This window comes from Citrobacter sp. wls757, assembly GCF_005280935.1.
Taxonomy (GTDB): Bacteria; Pseudomonadota; Gammaproteobacteria; order Enterobacterales; family Enterobacteriaceae; genus Citrobacter; species Citrobacter portucalensis.
The window spans coordinates 65,218-84,408 of record NZ_SZWU01000080.1 but is presented as its reverse complement, the minus strand read 5'-3'; the positions used below and the strand labels follow the sequence as shown (position 1 = coordinate 84,408).

Annotated in this window: 16 protein-coding genes and 1 pseudogene; 12 read left to right on the top strand and 5 right to left on the bottom strand. The window is 54.9% G+C overall.

Annotation, left to right across the window (positions count from 1 at the left end; genetic code table 11):
• The first annotated feature begins 482 nt into the window (after positions 1 to 482).
• The 10 genes from FDW94_RS22455 (at position 483) to FDW94_RS22410 (ending at position 14,136) form a co-directional block, all read left to right on the top strand.
• Positions 483 to 1,973, top strand: a complete 1,491-nt coding sequence (locus FDW94_RS22455; protein ID WP_349290475.1) for an MFS transporter — start codon at positions 483 to 485, stop codon at positions 1,971 to 1,973.
• Positions 1,970 to 3,514, top strand: coding sequence for an FGGY family carbohydrate kinase (locus FDW94_RS22450; protein WP_137378282.1), 1,545 nt, complete (start codon positions 1,970 to 1,972; stop codon positions 3,512 to 3,514). Before FDW94_RS22455 ends, FDW94_RS22450 begins: the two co-directional genes overlap by 4 nt.
• Complete coding sequence (locus FDW94_RS22445; RefSeq protein WP_137378281.1) at positions 3,511 to 5,190, top strand: glycerol-3-phosphate dehydrogenase/oxidase; 1,680 nt, start codon at positions 3,511 to 3,513, stop codon at positions 5,188 to 5,190. Before FDW94_RS22450 ends, FDW94_RS22445 begins: the two co-directional genes overlap by 4 nt.
• Positions 5,187 to 6,743 carry an FAD-binding oxidoreductase gene (locus FDW94_RS22440; protein WP_137378280.1) on the top strand — a complete coding sequence of 519 codons (1,557 nt, stop codon included), beginning with the start codon at positions 5,187 to 5,189 and terminating at the stop codon, positions 6,741 to 6,743. The genes FDW94_RS22445 and FDW94_RS22440 overlap by 4 nt, the downstream gene beginning before the upstream one ends.
• Complete coding sequence (locus FDW94_RS22435; RefSeq protein WP_137378279.1) at positions 6,743 to 7,318, top strand: glycerol-3-phosphate responsive antiterminator; 576 nt, start codon at positions 6,743 to 6,745, stop codon at positions 7,316 to 7,318. Before FDW94_RS22440 ends, FDW94_RS22435 begins: the two co-directional genes overlap by 1 nt.
• A 16-nt stretch (positions 7,319 to 7,334) precedes the next feature.
• Positions 7,335 to 7,649, top strand: coding sequence for a putative quinol monooxygenase (locus FDW94_RS22430; RefSeq protein WP_100271800.1), 315 nt, complete (start codon positions 7,335 to 7,337; stop codon positions 7,647 to 7,649).
• Positions 7,650 to 7,681: 32 nt separating this feature from the next.
• Positions 7,682 to 8,848 (top strand): iron-containing alcohol dehydrogenase, encoded by a 1,167-nt coding sequence (locus FDW94_RS22425; protein WP_100271801.1) that lies wholly within the window; start codon positions 7,682 to 7,684, stop codon positions 8,846 to 8,848.
• A 352-nt stretch (positions 8,849 to 9,200) separates the two neighbouring features.
• Positions 9,201 to 10,268 carry an HlyD family efflux transporter periplasmic adaptor subunit gene (locus FDW94_RS22420; RefSeq protein WP_003827499.1) on the top strand — a complete coding sequence of 356 codons (1,068 nt, stop codon included), beginning with the start codon at positions 9,201 to 9,203 and terminating at the stop codon, positions 10,266 to 10,268.
• Entirely contained in the window at positions 10,265 to 13,012 is a 2,748-nt protein-coding gene (gene rbbA / locus FDW94_RS22415; RefSeq protein WP_032945289.1) for a ribosome-associated ATPase/putative transporter RbbA, read from the top strand. The genes FDW94_RS22420 and rbbA overlap by 4 nt, the downstream gene beginning before the upstream one ends.
• Positions 13,012 to 14,136: an ABC transporter permease gene (locus FDW94_RS22410; RefSeq protein ID WP_020996068.1), complete on the top strand. Its 1,125-nt coding sequence runs from the start codon at positions 13,012 to 13,014 to the stop codon at positions 14,134 to 14,136. Before rbbA ends, FDW94_RS22410 begins: the two co-directional genes overlap by 1 nt.
• A 104-nt stretch (positions 14,137 to 14,240) precedes the next feature.
• Here the strand turns inward: FDW94_RS22410 and nikR are convergent, their stop codons facing one another.
• The 3 genes and pseudogenes from nikR to FDW94_RS22395 form a co-directional block, all read right to left on the bottom strand.
• Positions 14,241 to 14,642, bottom strand: a complete 402-nt coding sequence (gene nikR / locus FDW94_RS22405; protein WP_003827507.1) for a nickel-responsive transcriptional regulator NikR — start codon at positions 14,640 to 14,642, stop codon at positions 14,241 to 14,243.
• A gap of 14 nt (positions 14,643 to 14,656) precedes the next feature.
• Positions 14,657 to 14,737, bottom strand: a pseudogene (gene nikE, locus FDW94_RS24645) (nickel import ATP-binding protein NikE); the annotation flags it as partial.
• On the bottom strand, positions 14,734 to 15,594 hold the full coding sequence (locus FDW94_RS22395; RefSeq protein ID WP_100271805.1) for a LysR family transcriptional regulator: 861 nt from the start codon (positions 15,592 to 15,594) through the stop codon (positions 14,734 to 14,736). The gene FDW94_RS22395 and the pseudogene nikE, both read right to left, overlap by 4 nt.
• A gap of 99 nt (positions 15,595 to 15,693) precedes the next feature.
• Here FDW94_RS22395 and FDW94_RS22390 point away from each other — a divergent pair, with 99 nt between their 5' ends.
• Complete coding sequence (locus tag FDW94_RS22390; RefSeq protein WP_079934310.1) at positions 15,694 to 16,200, top strand: phenolic acid decarboxylase; 507 nt, start codon at positions 15,694 to 15,696, stop codon at positions 16,198 to 16,200.
• Here FDW94_RS22390 and acpT read toward each other — a convergent pair.
• On the bottom strand, positions 16,192 to 16,782 hold the full coding sequence (acpT, locus tag FDW94_RS22385) for a 4'-phosphopantetheinyl transferase AcpT (protein ID WP_137378278.1): 591 nt from the start codon (positions 16,780 to 16,782) through the stop codon (positions 16,192 to 16,194). The genes FDW94_RS22390 and acpT overlap by 9 nt on opposite strands.
• A 62-nt stretch (positions 16,783 to 16,844) precedes the next feature.
• On the bottom strand, positions 16,845 to 17,894 hold the full coding sequence (locus FDW94_RS22380) for an AI-2E family transporter (protein WP_079934309.1): 1,050 nt from the start codon (positions 17,892 to 17,894) through the stop codon (positions 16,845 to 16,847).
• 133 nt (positions 17,895 to 18,027) lie between these two features.
• On the opposite strand from FDW94_RS22380, the gene FDW94_RS22375 reads away from it, so the two are divergent.
• The coding region (locus FDW94_RS22375; RefSeq protein WP_249358682.1) for an MFS transporter at positions 18,028 to 19,191 on the top strand (1,164 nt) is incomplete at its 3' end.

Sequence of the window (19,191 nt, the reverse complement as noted above, 5' to 3'; positions counted from 1 at the left end):
CTATCATTTTGATGTTAATGTGATCAACATAACGAAAAATTAACGTTGAAAATAACGACAAGAAAAGGGAGTTAATCGTAATCTAATGAAATTAAATGACTTTATTTGTACTCTGGTAATTTGTGATAAACCTAATCGTATACTCAAGGTCTATTTATTGCGGATTTGCATTAACGATGCGCCGAGGAAACGACGTATGCTCAGCATACATCTGGTATTAACGCTGAGGGAATGTCCAGCCATCGCATAGAGGCATGCAGGCATCAGCCAGAAATGCCGCGGCAAACGTTATTAATGTAATTATTTGTTAACAATTGTGCTACATATCACAAAATCAAAGTCAACCGGTAAAGTCGCTTTGACACGCTTTCCGTTACCTTCTAGAGTGGAAAAATACAGATTTTAGATAAGAGACTATCTGTGAAATTAAGATGGTCTCTTATTGCATTTTTTTAGCTAATGGCGACCTTCTTCCAAATATTATGAAGGGGAAAGCCATGTCCGCATGCTCATTCTCGAATCCGATAAAAATCCGTGGTGTTGATGATGTTATTAATTTCATCGACTCACACGGAAAAATAAATGACAGAGCCGGTGTTATTTGGTGGTTAGCGCTAGGTGGTCTGTTTCTTGATGCTTTTTCAAATTCAGCCCTCAGTGCTGGATTAAACCCAATGACCCGCAATTTAAATCTGAGCTCGACCGAAGTTGCGCTGCTGACCTCATTTTCATCGTGGGTTGCCATATTATTTAACCCCATCGGCGGCTGGATTGCCGATCGCTGGGGACGTGTTCCGCCGCTGATTATTGCCAAAATAATGGCGGTGATCGGTGCGTTGCTGGTGATGTCGTCCTCCAGTTTCAGCACCATTATCATAGGCCGCTTCTTCGTTGGCGTCTCTTACGGGATGGATTTTGCCGTGGCCATGGCGATGCTAGCGGAGTTCACCCCGGTGAAACTAAAAAGCCGTTTAAACACCTGGCAAGGGGTGTGGTATGTCGCGGTGTGTTTAAACCTGGCATTGGCGCTGATGTTTTATTCCTGGGATGTTGGCGATGCTATCTGGCGTTATTCTATTGCCGTAACAGCATTATGCGGACTAATTGTCCTGTTCTTCCAGTTTCGTTATTTAGTTGAAAGCCCGGTATGGCTGGCGAGAAAATCACGTCTTTCTGAGGCCGTGAACGCTATGAATAAAATATACGGTGAGAATTTTATTCTGGCACCAAAAACGGAGCAAGAACCGGTCATTGGGCAAGCGGGAAAAGGTGCAATAAATGTGCTGCTAATATTCCGTGGTGTTTATTTACCGCGTACGATTCTGGCTTCTACGGTTCAGATCTGTCAATCAATACAATATTTTGGTGTCGGCTGGTATTTACCGGTTATTAGCGCTGCGATGTTCGGTAAGAACTTTGTCTACGCAACATTGTGTTCACTGTTTTTTAACGTTTTCGGTATCATTGGCGGCTTCCTGTCGCCCGCTATAGGTCGCCGCCTGGGCCTGCGTCGTTCGTCGGCGATCGGTTTTGCCGTGGCTTTTCTCGTACTGCTCACGCTGGGACTGTTCAGCGACAGTATGCCGCTGTGGGCCTCTTTGCTGGTCCCTGCGCTGTTTATTCTTTGTCACTCTGGCGGGCCTGGCGCAAATGGGAAAAGCCTTTCATCACTCTCTTTTCGCAGTGAACTACGGGCGGGTGCCAACGGTGTGGTGGGGGCGCTTGGCGCAATCGGTGCGGCTCTTGGGTTGTTTATTTTCCCCGTCTTCCGCGATCTGTACGGTCTGCAAACAACTTTCCTGATCATGTCCGCCGTTCCGCTATTTGCGAGCATCGTCTGTTTTGCGATCCCGTGGGATCCCACTCGCACGACCATCCAGCCGGATAACGAGCCTGGCGCTCCGCAGTTCGCACCATCACAGCCGTCTTATCCAGAGTCGATGGCCCCCGAGTCAAACAGGAGCACGAAATGATTGAATATGAAGATGTAATTCTGGCGATAGATGAAGGGACATCCGGTACGCGCGCGGCAGTGGTGGCGCGAAATAGCCAGGTCCACTGCCTGGAATACCAACCGCTTCAGGTCAGTAGCCAGCGCCATGGCGTTGTTGAACAAGATGCTGATGAAATACTACAGGCCACCATTGCGGTCTGTCGTACTGCGATTGCCAACGCCCAGCGTAGCAAGATGCGCATTGTGGCGCTGGCGATTGCTACGCAACGTTCCACAGCTGTGCTCTGGGATGCAGGCACTGGCAAGGCGCTGGCACCTGCGATGGTTTGGCAGGATGCCCGTTTTACGCATGAACTGGCGCAACTTGCCCCACAATGGGATGCGAAGCTGCTGCCGCTCGTCGGCCGGCCGGTTGGGATACGCTCTCCTTACCTCTGGGCGTCATACCATATCGCCAACACATCGGCAGTGAAGAAGGCGCACCAGGCCGGAACGCTGGTGTTTGGCACCGTTGACAGCTGGTTACTCTGGCATCTGGCGCAAGAAAAAAAATGTGTCACTACCCCCACTAACGCCACGTCTGCTGGGGCGTATTGCCTTAACGAGCATCAGTATCATTTGCCCTGGCTGCAGGCGTTGAATTTCCCGGCGTCATTGCTGCCATCATTACATGATGATGCTGATGATTTTGGCACCACGCGTGAAGATATCCTCGGAATTAGCGTCCCGATCCGGGCCTGTGCCGGAGATCAGTTTGCGGGGGCTATCGGCCTGGGTTGTACTGAGCGCGGACAGGCTTTTTGTATGCATGGGACCGGCAGCTTTGTCGATTTGATGATGGGGTCGACGGTACCGACGCTGAATAAGAGTTGTGAAAGCACGCTCACAATGACGGCACGCCGCCAAAAAGGGCGTTCACACTTCTCTGTAGAAACTTTCGTTCCAACTACCGGTTCGGCTTTGAACTGGGTGTGCGAAAAGCTGCACTGGTTTGACTCGCCCGAACAAATTAGCGAGTTGGCTGCGCAGGCCAGTGATTCTGGCGGCGTGAGCTTCATTCCGGCATTGACGGGTCTGCGTGTTCCTCATCTGCAACCGCAGACCCGCGCCTCCCTTAACGGTATTTCAATCTCGACCACACGCCCTCAGGTGGCTTACGCCATTCTGGAAGGTATTGCGCATTCGGTCGCTGCCTGTATTCGTGCGAATGAAGCGGCAACCGGCATACCCGCGCAAGAACTGGTGGTTGGGGGCGGGTTATCCAATAGCGAGACGTTATTGCAAATCCAGGCTGATGTTAGCGGGATCCCCGTACGGCGGATGGCCGAAACGGCACGGGCCAGCTTACGTGGTGCGGCATTTCTGGCAGGGGCCGATGGGCTGCTGTGGGACTCGTTGCCCGATGCCTGCGCCACGCTGAAAACAGCGCGCCTGTTTGAACCCAAAATCAGTCATGACCTTCGCGAACAAAAAATAAACCGCTGGGAGATGCGTATTGCGCTCGAAATAGATGCCGCCAGCAGCTTCACTTCAGCTAATCAGGAGCGTACCCACTCATGAAGTTTTTCCCTTCGCGAAAGCCCAATAAAACACGTAGTGAAATGTACGGCGCAGAACCGTTGCGTCTGCAGCGACCTGAACAACTGGACCGACTTGAAAGCGAAACCTACGACATCCTGATTGTCGGCGGCGGCGTGACGGGAGCCTATGCGGCGCTGGATGCCAGCCTGCGTGGCTATCGGGTCGCGCTGATTGAAAAAAGCGATTTCGCTTCGGGGACGTCATCCAAGTCATCAAAAATGGTGCACGGTGGTCTGCGTTATATCGAGCAGGGGAACCTGGGGCTGGTGCGTCACTCTTTGCTCGAACGCCAGCGTATGCGCCGGAACGCTCGCCATCTGGTGCAGCGGCTTCCTTTTTTATTTCCGGTGCTTGATAAGAATGGTGTGTTTGATAAGCGCATGTCTTCGGCGTTTGAAAGTCTGCTCTGGACCTACGATCTCGCCGGCGGATGGCGGGAAGGTATCCTTCACCAAAAATTGACTCCGGCGGAAGTACTGTCGCACTGCCCTACGCTGAAAGAGGAACAACTCTCCGGTGGTTTTATGTATTTCGATGCCCGTGTTGACGATGCCAGATTAACACTGGCCCTGGTGCGCACGGCGGCGTTTCATGGGGCGACGGTGACGAACCATGCCGAAGTTATTGAAACCACTCGTGACCAGCACGGCAAAGTCAATGGGGCCATTGTGTATGCCGATGCCCGAGAAATTCAGGTTAAGGCGCGGGTGGTCATTATGGCGACGGGCGTCTGGCTACGTGACTGGAACGGGTTGAAAAAAGGAGAGGCATCTCCTCTGAATATTCGCCCGGCGAAGGGGGTACACGTCGCGATCCCATGGATGAAGATTCGCAATGATTGCACGGTGACCATCCCGGTTGCCGGACGCAGCCGACGCGCGACCATAACGCGCTGGGGTAACGTCTCCTATCTGGGCACCACGGATGAGGACTATCAGGGCGATCTGAACGATGTTCACTGTAATCGCACTGAGCTGGACTTTCTGCTGGAAGGGGCCAACTCGGCGCTGAAAACGGATCTGCGCCCGGAAGATGTGGTGGGAAGTATCGCCGGTTGCCGTCCTCTGGTGGGCGTGGCGGGTGGAAAGACCGTTGAGATGAAGCGTAACCATGAGATCCGGGTTTCAGCGGACGGGCTCATTACCATCGTCGGCGGCAAGCTGACGACATCACGTCATATGGCGGAAGAAACCATCGACGCGGCCAGCAAAATACTGGGTCGTAAGAAGGCCTGCTCAACGAAAACTGCGTATTTGCTTGGCGCGGCTGGCTATGACCCGCAGGCCATTCTGGCTTCAGGTGGTCTGTCTGCGCATCTGGGCGAGCGCTACGGTACTGAAGCCCATTTTGTCAGTGACATTATCCAGGCCGATCCGTCGCTCATGAAGCCTATCGTCGCAGGGCTTCCCTATACCGAAGCGGAAGTGGTGTACGCCGTGCGCCATGAGCTTGCCAGCACCGTTGACGATGTGCTGTCGCGCCGAATTCGTGCTCGCCTTATGGCGCGCGATGCATCAGCCGTTGCAGCTGAACGCGTTGGGGAAATACTGCAACAAGAACTCCGATTACATCCTGAGCACGTGGCTAAACAGGTCGCCAGCTATCAGGCCGCAATTAAACATGAAAAATCAATGCTTATGGGGACATCAGAATGATCAGTAAAGAAGCGATTAAACGTGGTTACAACCGTGGAAATTATACCGTTGGTGCACATACTCGTCCCGCATGGGCAACGGACATCACCCGCAGCGGTGGCGCAAAAGGAATGCAGGTTGATCCCGTTGCAATAAGCGAAGCGACGTTTGACCGTCTGCGGGTCATTGCCGATGAAGTGCTGACGTCTGAGGCCGATGTGATTACCTGGACCCGCGACTGGTGGGCCGGTTCGATGATTGCGGAAACCCAGGGCGCCCCCGCCACCTCAAAAGGGGTGATTGTGCGCGTTTCCACCGTGGAACAGATTCAGGACGTGATGCGTCTTGCCAGTGAATCCGCCATCCCGGTCACGGTTTCTGCCGGGCGCAGTAACGTTACCGGAGCCGCCTTGCCGTTGCGTGGGGGGATCGTGCTGGACGTTTGCGAACTCAACAAATTTATCGACTTTGACCTGCAAAGTCAGATTGTTGAGGTAGAAGCCGGCATGTTTGGCGATGTTTTCGAACAAACCATCCAGAAAGAGTACGGTATGACGATGGGCCACTGGCCGTCTTCGTTTGGCATTAGTACCGTGGGTGGGTGGGTCGCCTGTCGTGGCGCGGGGCAGCTTTCTACTCGCTATGGCAAAATTGAAGATATGGTTTTTGGGATGGATGTGGTGCTTGCCGATGGGCGTTTAATCACCGTGGGCGGTTATGCACGCAGCGCTATCGGACCGGATTTACAGCAAATGTTCATTGGTTCGGAAGGCACGCTGGGTGTGATTGTGCGTGTGCGTTTGAAGCTTCATCGCTTGCCGGATTATGGCCGCGCCATCGCCTGGGGTTTTTCCAGTTTTGCCAGTGGACTGGAGGCATGTCGTGAAATCTTACAGCATGGTGCGAATCCGGCGGCACTACGTTTGTACGATAATCTGGAAAGCGGCGTGCAGTTTGGTCTGCCAGAGACCAATGTCCTGCTCATTGCGGACGAAGGACAGCCAGACATGGTCGACGCGGTGCTGGCTATCAGTGAACGTGTTTGTAAGCAGAGCGGAGAGGAACTTGACGGTGAGGCCATCTTTGAACGCTGGCTGGATACCCGGTATCTGACGGGTAAAAGCGCTGAAGGTTTTAAGAAAAGCCCCGGCCTGGTGGCGGACACGCTGGAAATGGTGGGACGCTGGCGCGATCTCAGTGCGGTATATGATGATGTGGTGGCTGCGATTAACGCTGTACCGGGGACGCTGGCCGGTTCAGCGCACCAGTCCCACGCCTACGTCGATGGCGCATGCCTTTACTTCTCGCTGCGTGGCGATGTGGCGGTTGAGCAACGCGGGGCGTGGTATCGTGCGGCATGGGACGCGGCAAATGCGGTGCTGATTAAACGCAATGCCTCCCTCAGCCATCACCATGGCGTTGGGCTGCTTCGTTCCCCTTATATGCAGGCCTCTTTAGGTGAATCGCTTTCGGTTTTGGCCGATATTAAAAAGGCGCTGGATCCGCAGAATATACTGAACCCGGGCAAACTGGGGTTAAGCGCTAAGTTGCACTCACATCAGGAAGGTCAATAATGATCAAAAACCTTGGCGTGCTTCTGGCACGCCATCCCATCATCATGGCGATTTACGGCATTGAGCAACTGAAAACCGCGCTGTCCAGCAAAGCTGAAGTCTGCATTATTGCCAATATCGATCTGATTAAGCTCCAGCCAGTGATCGAACTGCTGTCGAAGGCGGGAAAGTACGTCATCGTCAATATCGATAGTTGTAATGGGCTGTCGCAGGATAAAGGTGGCATCGATTATGTGGCTGAAACAGGGGCGATGGGGCTGCTCTCTACGCGTTTGCAAACCGTACAGCGTGCGAAAAAATGCGGGCTGGTGACCATGCAGAAAATCTTTGTCACTGACCGTTCCACCTGGCTACGCAGCCTGAAAGCGGTGGAGCAAAGCGAACCTGATTATGTGCAACTGATGCCCGCGCAGATGCTGCCGTTGCTTCCGCAGGCCGATCGTAATGTGTTGCCGCCGATTGTGGCGTCCGGGTTTGTCTGCAATGAGGAGCATGCTCAGACAGCACTGTTGCACGGCGCGATATCCGTCTCAAGCAGCGACAGTGCGTTATGGGATGTGAATCTTCTACGTTAACCACCGGGAGCCCAAAATGGAAAATACGCAGCTGTTTGTTGTCGCACATTATTTTGCCCAACCGACGATGGGCGACAAGGTAAACGATGCGCTCAGCATGCTGGCGGAGGCGACGCGTAACGAGCCTGAAAATATCACCTATGAGTTTTTCCGTTCCACGGAAGACGGCGATCGCTTTGTGATTGTTGAGACTTATCGTTGCGCACAAGGTCTTGAACTTCACCGACAAACGGAACATTTTCAGCGCATTGGTGTTGGAATTATTACTCCGCTGTTGGAGCGTAAAGAGGTGAAAAGCTTTCACATTCCTCCCGATGAACCGCGTAGGTAAACGCTGTCTTTCTTACTACAAGGAATACATCAATGAACCATGTTATGAAGGATTTTGCGTTTACGACGGTAGCGGAGATCATCGTCGAATGGACGGGTGCGGCACGATTAGGAGAGCTCCTTCAGCAGCGTTTTAGCGCGCGTCGTGTATTGCTGGTAACCGACCCTGGACTGGTCAAAGCAGGGATTCTGCCGCCTGTTTTGCATAGCCTGCAAGATGCAGGGTTTCAGGTGACGGTTTATGATCGGGTTCAACCAGATCCGCATGAGCACCTTGTTCGCGAAGCCATACAGGTAGCTCGCGATGGCCACTGTGACATGGTTATTGGCTTGGGCGGCGGCTCCTCGCTGGATGTCGCGAAGCTGGTGGCTGTGTTAATCAACTCTGAACAAGACTTGCCGGAACTTTACGGGGTTGGCAAGGTTGTTGGTCAACGTTTGCCGCTGGTAAATATTCCCACTACGGCAGGTACGGGGTCTGAAGTCACCAATATTGCCATTTTAACGACGCATGATGATAGCAAAATGGGCATTGTCTCCCCGCAACTGTATGGTGATTTGGTGCTACTGGATGCGCAACTGACGCTGGGGTTGCCGCCGGTCCACACTGCTGCTGCCGGGATAGATGCGATGGTGCATGCGATAGAGGCCTATACTAGCAAGCATAAGAAGAACCCGCTTTCGGATGCGTTGGCCCGCGAGGCGTTACGTTTAATCAGTCGCCATCTGGTGACCGCATGTCGTGACGGGAACAACCGTGAAGCGCGAGAAAATGTTCTGCTGGGCGCGATGCTGGCAGGCCAGGCTTTTGCCAATTCCCCTGTGGCGGCAGTGCATGCGCTGGCTTATCCCTTGGGCGCACGACGCCATATTCCGCATGGGTTGTCGAATGCGCTGATGTTGGTTCCAGTGCTGCAGTTTAACGCGTCAGCGGCGGCTCCACTTTATGGTGAGCTGGCAGCCGTCATGGGGGCGAAGGTGACAGGGGACCTGGAAAACGATACCCAGTCGTTTATTGCCGCGATGGAGAACATTATTGCCGCAACCGGCGCGCCGAACAGGCTGCGTGACGTCGATGTACCTGAAAAGGACCTGCCGCTGTTAGCCCACGATGCTATGCAGCAGACCCGTTTACTGGATAACAATCCCGTGACGCTTACTGAAGGCGATGCGTTGCGACTTTATCAGCAGGCTTTTTAAGCACTATAGGTGTCCGGTGAAGGAATTGCCGGGCACGATTTTTTTCCTGCAACATACCTGCTACAACCGAATAGACATATTGAATCCAGGTGTTAGTATTCAATAGACAGCAGTAATGAGTATGCGTGTTTCATTTCCGGCCAGGAACGCTGATGATGACAACATTACTACCCGATATCACAGCATTTTCATCATTCACTTCCTTCGCGGCGCAGGTTGCTTACATGCCTGTCTGCTCTCTGGCCATTGTTTCTCATTCCTTCTTATCCCGGATGGAATCCCCCGCTGAATAGCTGTTCAGTGGGCTTTGTGACACGCATCGTTTGATAACAGGGATTACGGCGGGTCGAATATGGATAAGTTTAAACGTCATATGATGTGGTGGGTGGCGGGCATCCTGGTCGTGGTGGCCGCGATAGCATGGTGGATGCTTCGTCCTGCGGGAATACCGGAGGGGTTTGCAGCCAGCAACGGCAGAATTGAAGCCACTGAAGTGGATATTGCCACCAAAATTGCCGGGCGAATTGACACGATCCTCGTGTCGGAAGGGCAGTTTGTTCGTCAGGGCGAAGTGCTGGCGAAAATGGATACCCGCGTGCTGCAGGAGCAGCGGCTGGAAGCGGTAGCCCAAATCAAAGAGGCCGAAAGTGCGGTGGCGGCGGCGCGGGCGCTGTTAGAGCAGCGGCAAAGTGAAATGCGCGCCGCGCAGTCGGTGGTAAAACAGCGTGAGGCGGAACTGCAGTCGGTCTCTAAACGCCATGTCCGCTCCCGTTCGCTATCTCAGCGTGGGGCTGTGTCTGAGCAACAACTGGATGACGACAGGGCTGCGGCAGAAAGCGCACGCGCTGCACTGGAATCCGCAAAGGCGCAGGTTTCTGCGGCAAAAGCCGCAATTGAAGCCGCTCGTACCAGTATCATTCAGGCGCAAACCCGCGTAGAAGCCGCGCAGGCTACCGAACGTCGTATTGCGGCTGATATTGATGACAGCGAGCTGAAAGCCCCGCGCGATGGCCGCGTACAGTACCGCGTAGCTGAACCGGGCGAGGTGCTTTCCGCGGGCGGTCGCGTGCTGAATATGGTCGATCTCAGCGATGTCTACATGACGTTCTTCTTGCCAACCGAACAGGCTGGTTTACTGAAGATTGGTGGAGAAGCGCGGCTGGTGCTGGATGCTGCGCCGGATCTGCGTATTCCGGCGACCATCAGCTTTGTGGCTAGCGTCGCGCAGTTCACGCCGAAAACGGTCGAAACCAGCGATGAACGGCTGAAACTGATGTTTCGCGTCAAAGCGCGTATCCCGCCAGAGCTGTTGCAGCAGCATCTGGAGTACGTGAAAACCGGTCTGCCGGGCATGGCGTGGGTGCGTGTTGATGAAAGTCGCGCCTGGCCTGACGACCTGGTGGTGAGGTTGCCGCAATGACGCATCTGGCGCTGGTTCCCGTTCCTCCCGTGGCGCACCTTGACGGCGTGAGTCAGCATTACGGGAAAACGGTAGCGCTGAACAATATCACGCTGGATATCCCTGCCCGCTGTATGGTGGGGTTGATTGGCCCGGATGGCGTCGGAAAATCGAGCCTGCTGTCGCTCATCTCCGGCGCGCGGGTCATTGAACACGGCAACGTGATGGTGTTGGGTGGCGATATGCGCGACCCAAAACATCGCCGGGATGTCTGCCCGCGCATTGCCTGGATGCCGCAGGGGCTGGGGAAAAACCTGTATCACACGCTGTCGGTATATGAGAACGTCGATTTCTTTGCCCGCCTGTTTGGGCATGACAAAGCGGAGCGTGAGGCGCGGATTACCGAGCTGCTGAATAGCACCGGACTGGCACCGTTTCGCGACCGTCCTGCCGGGAAACTCTCGGGCGGGATGAAGCAAAAGCTGGGGCTGTGCTGCGCGTTAATCCACGACCCGGAACTGTTAATTCTCGATGAACCCACCACCGGGGTCGACCCGCTGTCCCGCGCCCAGTTCTGGGATCTGATTAACAGCATTCGCCAGCGGCAGACCAACATGAGCGTGCTGGTTGCGACCGCTTATATGGAAGAAGCCGAGCGCTTTGACTGGCTGGTGGCGATGAATGCCGGGGAGGTGTTAGCTACCGGGAGCGCGCAGCAGCTACGTGAGCAAACCAACAGCAACACGCTGGAGCAGGCGTTTATCGCGCTGTTACCTGAAGCCCAGCGCCAGGCGCATAAACCGGTAGTGATCCCGCCGTATCACGCTGAGCAGGAAGAGATTGCCATCGAGGCGAAAAACCTGACCATGCGCTTCGGTAAATTTGTGGCGGTGGACCACGTTAACTTCCGCATTCCGCGCGGGGAAATCTTCGGTTTTCTCGGCTCCAACGGCTGCGGTAAATCCACCACCATGAAAATGCTCACCGGACTGCTGCCCGCAAGCGAAGGCGAGGCGTGGCTGTTTGGACAAGCGGTTGATCCGAAGAATATCGATACCCGCCGCCGGGTAGGCTATATGTCGCAGGCATTTTCGCTCTACAGCGAGCTGACCGTCCGGCAAAACCTCGAACTACATGCGCGGCTGTTCCATATCCCCGAAGCAGAAATCCCTGGGCGGGTGCAGGAGATGAGCGAGCGCTTTTCGCTGACCGATGTCGAAGATGCGCTGCCCGGTGCGCTGCCGTTGGGGATCCGTCAACGCCTGTCGCTGGCGGTGGCGGTGATCCATCGCCCGGAGATGCTCATTCTTGATGAACCGACCTCCGGGGTCGATCCGGTTGCGAGGGATATGTTCTGGCAACTGATGGTCGACCTGTCGCGCCAGGACAAAGTGACCATTTTTATCTCCACCCACTTTATGAACGAAGCGGAGCGCTGCGACCGCATGTCGCTGATGCACGCCGGAAAAGTACTGGCCAGCGGTACGCCGCAGGAACTGGTGAAACAGCGTGGAGCTGCCAGTCTGGAAGAGGCGTTTATCTCCTGGTTGCAGGAAGCGGCAGGCCCGGCGCCGGAAACTCAGTTAGCGCCAGCCAATGTCCCGACAGTGCATGAAAACAGTAAGCCGCCGCGGCAAGGTTTTAGCCTGCGGCGCTTATTCAGCTACAGCCGCCGTGAAGCGCTGGAACTACGGCGCGATCCGGTACGCTCCACGCTGGCGCTGATGGGCACGGTGATCCTGATGCTTATCATGGGCTACGGCATCAGCATGGATGTAGAAAACCTGCGTTTTTCGGTGCTCGACCGCGACCAGACCGTCAGCAGCCAGGCGTGGACGCTGAATCTGGCGGGATCGCGCTATTTTATCGAACAACCGCCGCTCACCAGTTATGACGAGCTGGACAAACGGATGCGTTCTGGCGAAGTTGCGGTAGCAATTGAAATTCCGCCAAATTTTGGCCGCGACATCGCGCGTGGAACGCCGGTGAAGATTGGCGTCTGGGTCGATGGCGCAATGCCAAGCCGCGCTGAAACGGTCAGGGGTTACGTGCAGGCGATGCACCAGACCTGGCTGCAGGATGTGATGGCGCGCCAGCCAAATGCCAGCGGGCAAAACGGGCTGATGACCATTGAAACTCGCTATCGTTACAACCCGGATGTGAAGAGCCTGCCGGCGATTGTTCCGGCAGTGATCCCACTGCTGTTGATGATGATCCCCTCCATGCTCAGCGCTCTCAGCGTGGTGCGTGAGAAAGAGCTGGGGTCGATTATCAATCTGTACGTTACGCCCACGACCCGCAGCGAGTTTTTACTCGGCAAACAGTTGCCGTACATCGTGCTGGGCATGCTGAATTTCCTGCTGTTGTGCGCGCTGTCGGTGTTTGTATTCGGCGTTCCGCATAAGGGGAGCTTTGTGACCCTGACGCTGGCTGCGCTGCTGTACGTCACCATTGCCACCGGGCTGGGGCTGTTAATCTCCACGTTTATGAAAAGCCAGATCGCGGCCATTTTTGGTACGGCGATTATTACGCTGATCCCGGCGACGCAGTTTTCCGGAATGATCGATCCAGTTGCCTCGCTGGAAGGGCCGGGTCGGTGGATTGGTGAAATTTATCCGACCAGCCATTTTCTGACCATCGCGCGCGGAACGTTCTCTAAAGCGTTGGATCTGACCGATCTCTGGCAGCTGTTTATTCCGCTGGCGGTAGCCATTCCGGTGGTGATTGGTCTGAGCGTATTACTGCTGAAAAAACAGGAGGGGTGATGCGCCGATTACGCAATATTTATAACCTCGGTATCAAAGAGTTGCGCAGCCTGCTGGGTGACAAAGCGATGCTGACGCTGATCGTCTTCGCCTTCACGATTTCGGTTTATTCTTCCGCGACCGTCCTGCCGGGTTCGCTGCATCTGGCACCGATTGCTATTGCCGATATGGACCAGTCGCAGTTGTCGAATCGGATTGTGAACAGCTTTTATCGCCCGTGGTTTTTACCGCCGGAGATGATTACTGCCGATGAAATGGATGCCGGGTTGGACGCCGGGCGCTATACCTTCGCCGTAAACATTCCGCCTGATTTTCAGCGCGATGTGCTGGCCGGACGACAACCGGATATACAGGTTAACGTCGATGCCACGCGCATGAGCCAGGCGTTTACCGGCAACAGCTATATCCAGAATATCATCAGCGGCGAGGTGAACAGCTTTGTGGCGCGTTACCGCGATAACAATGAGCCGCCGGTGGCGCTGGAAATGCGCATGCGCTTTAACCCTAATCTGGAACCCGCCCGCTTTGGCGCGGTGATGGCGATTATCAACAACATCACTATGTTGGCGATTGTGCTGACCGGTTCGGCGTTGATCCGCGAACGCGAGCACGGGACCATTGAACATCTGCTGGTGATGCCGGTGACGCCGTTTGAGATCATGATGGCAAAAATCTGGTCGATGGGGCTGGTGGTGCTGGTGGTTTCCGGTCTGTCGCTGATGCTGATGGTAAAAGGCGTGCTCGGGGTGCCGATTGAAGGTTCGATACCGTTGTTTATGCTGGGCGTGGCGCTGAGCCTGTTCGCCACCACCTCGATCGGCATTTTTATGGGCACGCTGGCGCGCTCCATGCCGCAGTTGGGGCTGCTGATGATTCTGGTGCTGCTGCCGTTACAGATGCTTTCAGGTGGCTCCACACCGCGTGAAAGCATGCCGCAGGCGGTGCAGGACATTATGCTGACCATGCCGACTACCCATTTCGTCAGTCTCGCGCAGGCGATACTTTATCGCGGAGCCGGGTTTAGCATTGTCTGGCCGCAGTTTCTGACGCTGCTGGCGATTGGCAGCGCGTTCTTCCTGATAGCACTGCTGCGTTTCAGAAAGACGATTGGTACGATGGCGTAATCATTATTGCCGGGGGCGCTTCGCTTGCCTGGCCTACAAACGGTAACGGACGTAGGCCGGATAAGGCGTAGCCGCCATCCGGCATCCCGCAACGAAACAGGCAATTACTCTTCTTTCGGCAGGCACTGTAGATGGCCGTGGCGCACGCCGCGCTGGGAAATCACGTCATCGGCAAAATGCTGCACATCGCCCATGTCGCCTTTTAGCACGGCGATTTCCAGACAGTCGTCATGGTTGATGTGCACGTGCAGCGTGGCGACCGATAAATCGTGGTGGTGGTGTTGGGTAGAAACAATACGGCTGGCCAGATCACGCTTCTCATGCTCATAAACATACGAGAGCACCGCGAAGCCCTGGGTGCCGTGTTCAAGGGTAGTTTCCTGCGCCAGTGCGCCACGCAGAATATCGCGGATCGCTTCGGAACGGTTGTTGTAGCCACGGCGCTGACTCAGGCCGTCGAGCGTTTCCAGTAAATCGTCATCGAGGGTAATGGTGACTCGTTGCATCTGCAGTTAACCTTTCATGTGGCGCGTTGGCGCACAGGGAGTAAGGGGAATAGCGTATTTTGTAACACACGTCCGGCATCCGGGGAAAAGGTTAATGCTCTCGCAATAAACGCAGCAGAGTACTGACCTGTTCATCCAGCGGAGCGAGAGTATCTTTAACGATCAGATGCAAAGGCGTGGCGCGGCGAGCACCATGGCTTAACGGCAGTGGGCGTAAAAGCCCCTGATCAAGCTGCGTCTGAATACGTTCCTCGGGCAGCCAGCCGTAACCGACCTGATACATCACCGCATCAATCGCGGCATCAATGGTCGAGAAGGTCCAGGCATCGCGCACCGGTTGTTGTGGGTTGTCGCGATCGGCAATGCGAATCAGCGGCCAGGCGCGTAATGCGTCTTCATTCAGCGGCGCATCCAGCATGCAGAGTGGGTGATCGCGGTGGGCCACGGCCACGAAGTCAATATTCATCAGCCATTCGCCGCGTCCGGTGACATCCTGACGCCGGGTCAGGACCATTACGTCCGCATCGGCATGTGCTGCCAGTCGAGCATCGCCATTCTCCAGGACTTCGGTCAGACGCACCTGCGTTTGCGGCCAGGCCTGCTGAAACTGTTTGAGAATGGCAAACAGGCGTTTGCGTGGGAAGATGCTATCTACCATCAAATCCAGCCGCGTTCGCGTACCGTTTTGTAACGTTGCGGCCCGGGTTTCCACCCATAAAAAGGCCTTCAGTAGCGGTTTGACCTGATTGAGCAATAGCTCTCCGGCCGGTGTCAGGACAGCCCTGCGCCCTTCCGGGGTCAGCAGCGTTACGCCAAGTCGCTCCTGTAACAGTGCCAGATTGTAGCTTACCGAAGACTGGCTACGGTTGGTCTCTTCCGCCGCTTTAGCGAAACTGCCCAGCTCCACCACTTTCTCCAATAGGGCCCACTGCTCGAGGGTTGTTTTGTGCATAACTCATCTAATAATTGAATGAATTTGATGCAAACATAGCGTTATTCATCCAATTTTTGAAGCGTTAAGATCCTCGCATCAAGTAAGAGGAGAACGAATATGAGTGCGTTTGATAAACATGATTTAAGCGGATTTGTCGGCAAACATCTGGTCTATACCTACGATAATGGCTGGAATTACGAGATCTACGTGAAAAACGACACTACGCTGGACTACCGCATTCACAGCGGTATTGTGGGGAATCGTTGGGTGAAAGATCAGCGGGCCTATATTGTGCGGGTCGGGGAGAGCGTTTATAAAATTTCGTGGACCGAACCGACCGGGACCGACGTCAGCCTGATCGTAAACCTGAGTGACAAACTCTTTCACGGCACCATCTTTTTCCCTCGCTGGGTGATCAATAATCCGGAAAAAACGGTCTGCTTCCAGAATGACCATATTCCGCTGATGATGTCGTACCGCGATGCCGGCCCGGCGTATCCCACCGAGGTGATTGATGAGTTCGCGACCATCACTTTCGTACGTGACTGCGGCGCGAACAATGATGACGTTATTGCCTGTGCGGCGAGCGAGCTGCCGAAAAACTTCCCGGAAAATTTACGCTAAGGCTTCTAATCGCTGCACGGCGTCTGCGGTCAGGGTAAACGGCGTGGGGGTGCACACCGCCAGGCTCAGGGTATCGAGCTGGCACTGGCTGACGGAGAGTGAGGAAGTTAGCGCGGTACTGTCGACGCTGACGATTTGCCAGGCGCTACCGCCGCGCTGTTTCACGATAGCTTCTTTACGCGTCCAGATGCGCCAGAACGCCGCCAGCTGTTGCTCCGGGCGTTCGGCCTCGACTTCGGCATGTTCACCAAGACTGAATACCGTATTTGCCAGCGTTTGCCAGTTATCGCGCGGGCGCACGACTTCAATATCGCAGCCGACTTCCCCTTCGTCGCTGAGCAGCAGGGCGATATCATCACCGCTGTGGCTGAGATTGAACCACAGCGGCGTGTCAGCAGAAAAGGCCGGTTTTCCTTGCTCGCCATAGATGATGTCCGGTAATGGCGAAAGGGCATGGGAAAGCAGCACGCGACCGGCCAGCCAGCGCGCACGGTGAGCACCTTGCGGCGCTTGCTCACTCAGTGCGGCAGGCAGTGCACCAGCGCTTAAAACAGAAACTTTCCCAAGAACGATCCGGTACATATTAGGGCTAACCTTTAGTAATAATGGGGTTGTGTATCATTCTTCACATGCTGTTTGCAAGTTTATCCCGGTAATCGGCTTTTGGGCCTGCCGGGCCCCAGCAAAATCGCCAGTTTGCTGCCGCCTTTGGTGGTTTCCATCCAGATTTTACACACGCTGGTTAACGGCACGGAGAGCAACATGCCGACCGGACCGAGCAGCCATCCCCATACCAACAGAGAGAGGAAGACGATTAGCGTCGATAATCCCAGCCGATGCCCCATCATTCGGGGTTCGAGAATATTGCCAATCACCATATGCACCACCAGAAACAGTGCGCCAACCAACAGACATTCGTAAATGCCATTAAAAAGCAGTGCCTGGATCATGGGCGGGACGGCGGAAATGACCGAGCCAATGTTGGGCACGTAGTTTAACAGGAATGCCAGTACGCCCCACATCAGAGCAAACTGAATCCCCATCAGTGCCAGTCCCAGCCAGATTATGGCACCGGTCCATAAGCTGAGCAGCGTTTTCAGCGCCAGATAGTGTGACACACCCTTCAGTGCTCGATGTAGCCCCGCAATGTGGATTTGCGGATTATTCAACGCAAAACGCATCTTATAGGGGACATGACGCACCTCAAACAGCATAAAAACTACCGTCATCACCAGCAGAAAGACGCTGGCCATGGCACCAGAAAGACTCGTCATCAGCGTGGTTGTGAAGGTCATCAGCTTGTCAGAGTCCATGCGTTGCAGTATACGTTCCGGGGACATATGCAGATTCAGAAAAGGCACCATCTCTTGCAAATACAGAACCTTGCGCGTTAGCTCCTTATTGTATTTTGGCAGCAGGTCCATGAATTCAGTAATTGACGACGCCAGCACGCCAACCAACGCCGTAAGAACGATCAGCATCACAACCACGACTAAGGTAATAGCGATTGGGCGACCGACTCCCCGGCGGATAAACCAGGTGACAAGTGGATTCAATACAATGGCAAAAAAGAGGGCCAGCAGCAGCTGCACAATGATATCCGCCGCAGCATGGATACCTGCGAGGATCACCACCAGAGCGGCCAGTTTGAGCAAAATGTGCAAACCCGTTTTATCGGGCTGGGTGGTTATCATGTCTTCTTCCTGTTTGCGTTTTTGCATTAAGTGTAGCGGCTGGCTTGCGACTGATATTCCTAAACTGGCTACTGATTTCTGCTCTGCAACATGGTAGAAATGAAACACTGTTGTGAAAACGTGGTGACCCTCCATGCCCGAACCCGTCGCTGAACCGACGCTTAGCGGTTTACGCCTGAACCTGCGTATTGTTTCTGTGGTGATGTTTAACTTCGCCAGCTACCTGACCATCGGCCTGCCGCTCGCGGTGTTGCCTGGCTACGTCCATGATGTAATGGGATTTAGCGCTTTCTGGGCTGGGCTGGTCATCAGCCTGCAATATTTCGCTACGCTGCTGAGCCGTCCGCATGCCGGTCGCTATGCCGATCTGCTGGGGCCAAAGAAGATTGTGGTATTTGGGCTGTGCGGCTGCTTTTTAAGTGGCCTGGGCTATTTACTGGCGGGATCAACGAACGGCTGGCCGTTGGTCAGTCTGCTGCTGCTATGTCTGGGGCGCGTGATTCTCGGGATCGGGCAAAGTTTTGCCGGGACCGGCTCTACGCTGTGGGGCGTGGGGGTGGTTGGCTCAATGCACATCGGACGGGTGATTTCCTGGAATGGCATCGTGACCTATGGCGCGATGGCGATAGGCGCGCCGCTGGGTGTTCTGTTTTATGCCTGGGGTGGCTTACAGGGGCTGGCGCTGACCGTGATGGGCGTGGCACTGTTGGCAATCCTGCTGGCGCTCCCTCGTCCGGCGGTGAAGGCCAGCAAAGGCAAACCGTTGCCATTTCGCGCGGTGCTTGGGCGCGTCTGGTTGTATGGTATGGCGCTGGCCCTGGCCTCCGCCGGATTTGGGGTAATCGCTACCTTCATTACCTTGTTCTATGATGCCAAAGGCTGGGATGGCGCCGCATTCGCGCTGACGCTTTTTAGCTGCACGTTTGTCGGTACTCGTTTGTTGTTCCCAAATGGTATCAACCGTTTAGGCGGGCTGAATGTGGCGATGATCTGCTTTAGCGTCGAGATTGTCGGGCTGTTACTGGTCGGGATGGCTTCGATGCCGTGGATGGCGAAGATCGGCGTTCTGCTGGCCGGGGCTGGGTTCTCACTGGTTTTCCCGGCGCTGGGCGTGGTGGCGGTAAAAGCCGTTCCTCAGCAAAATCAGGGTGCTGCGCTGGCGACCTACACGGTGTTTATGGATTTATCGCTGGGGGTTACCGGGCCGCTGGCCGGGCTGGTCATGACGTGGGCGGGTGTGCCGGTTATCTATCTGGCAGCGGCAGGGCTGGTAGCGGTGGCGTTATTGCTGACCTGG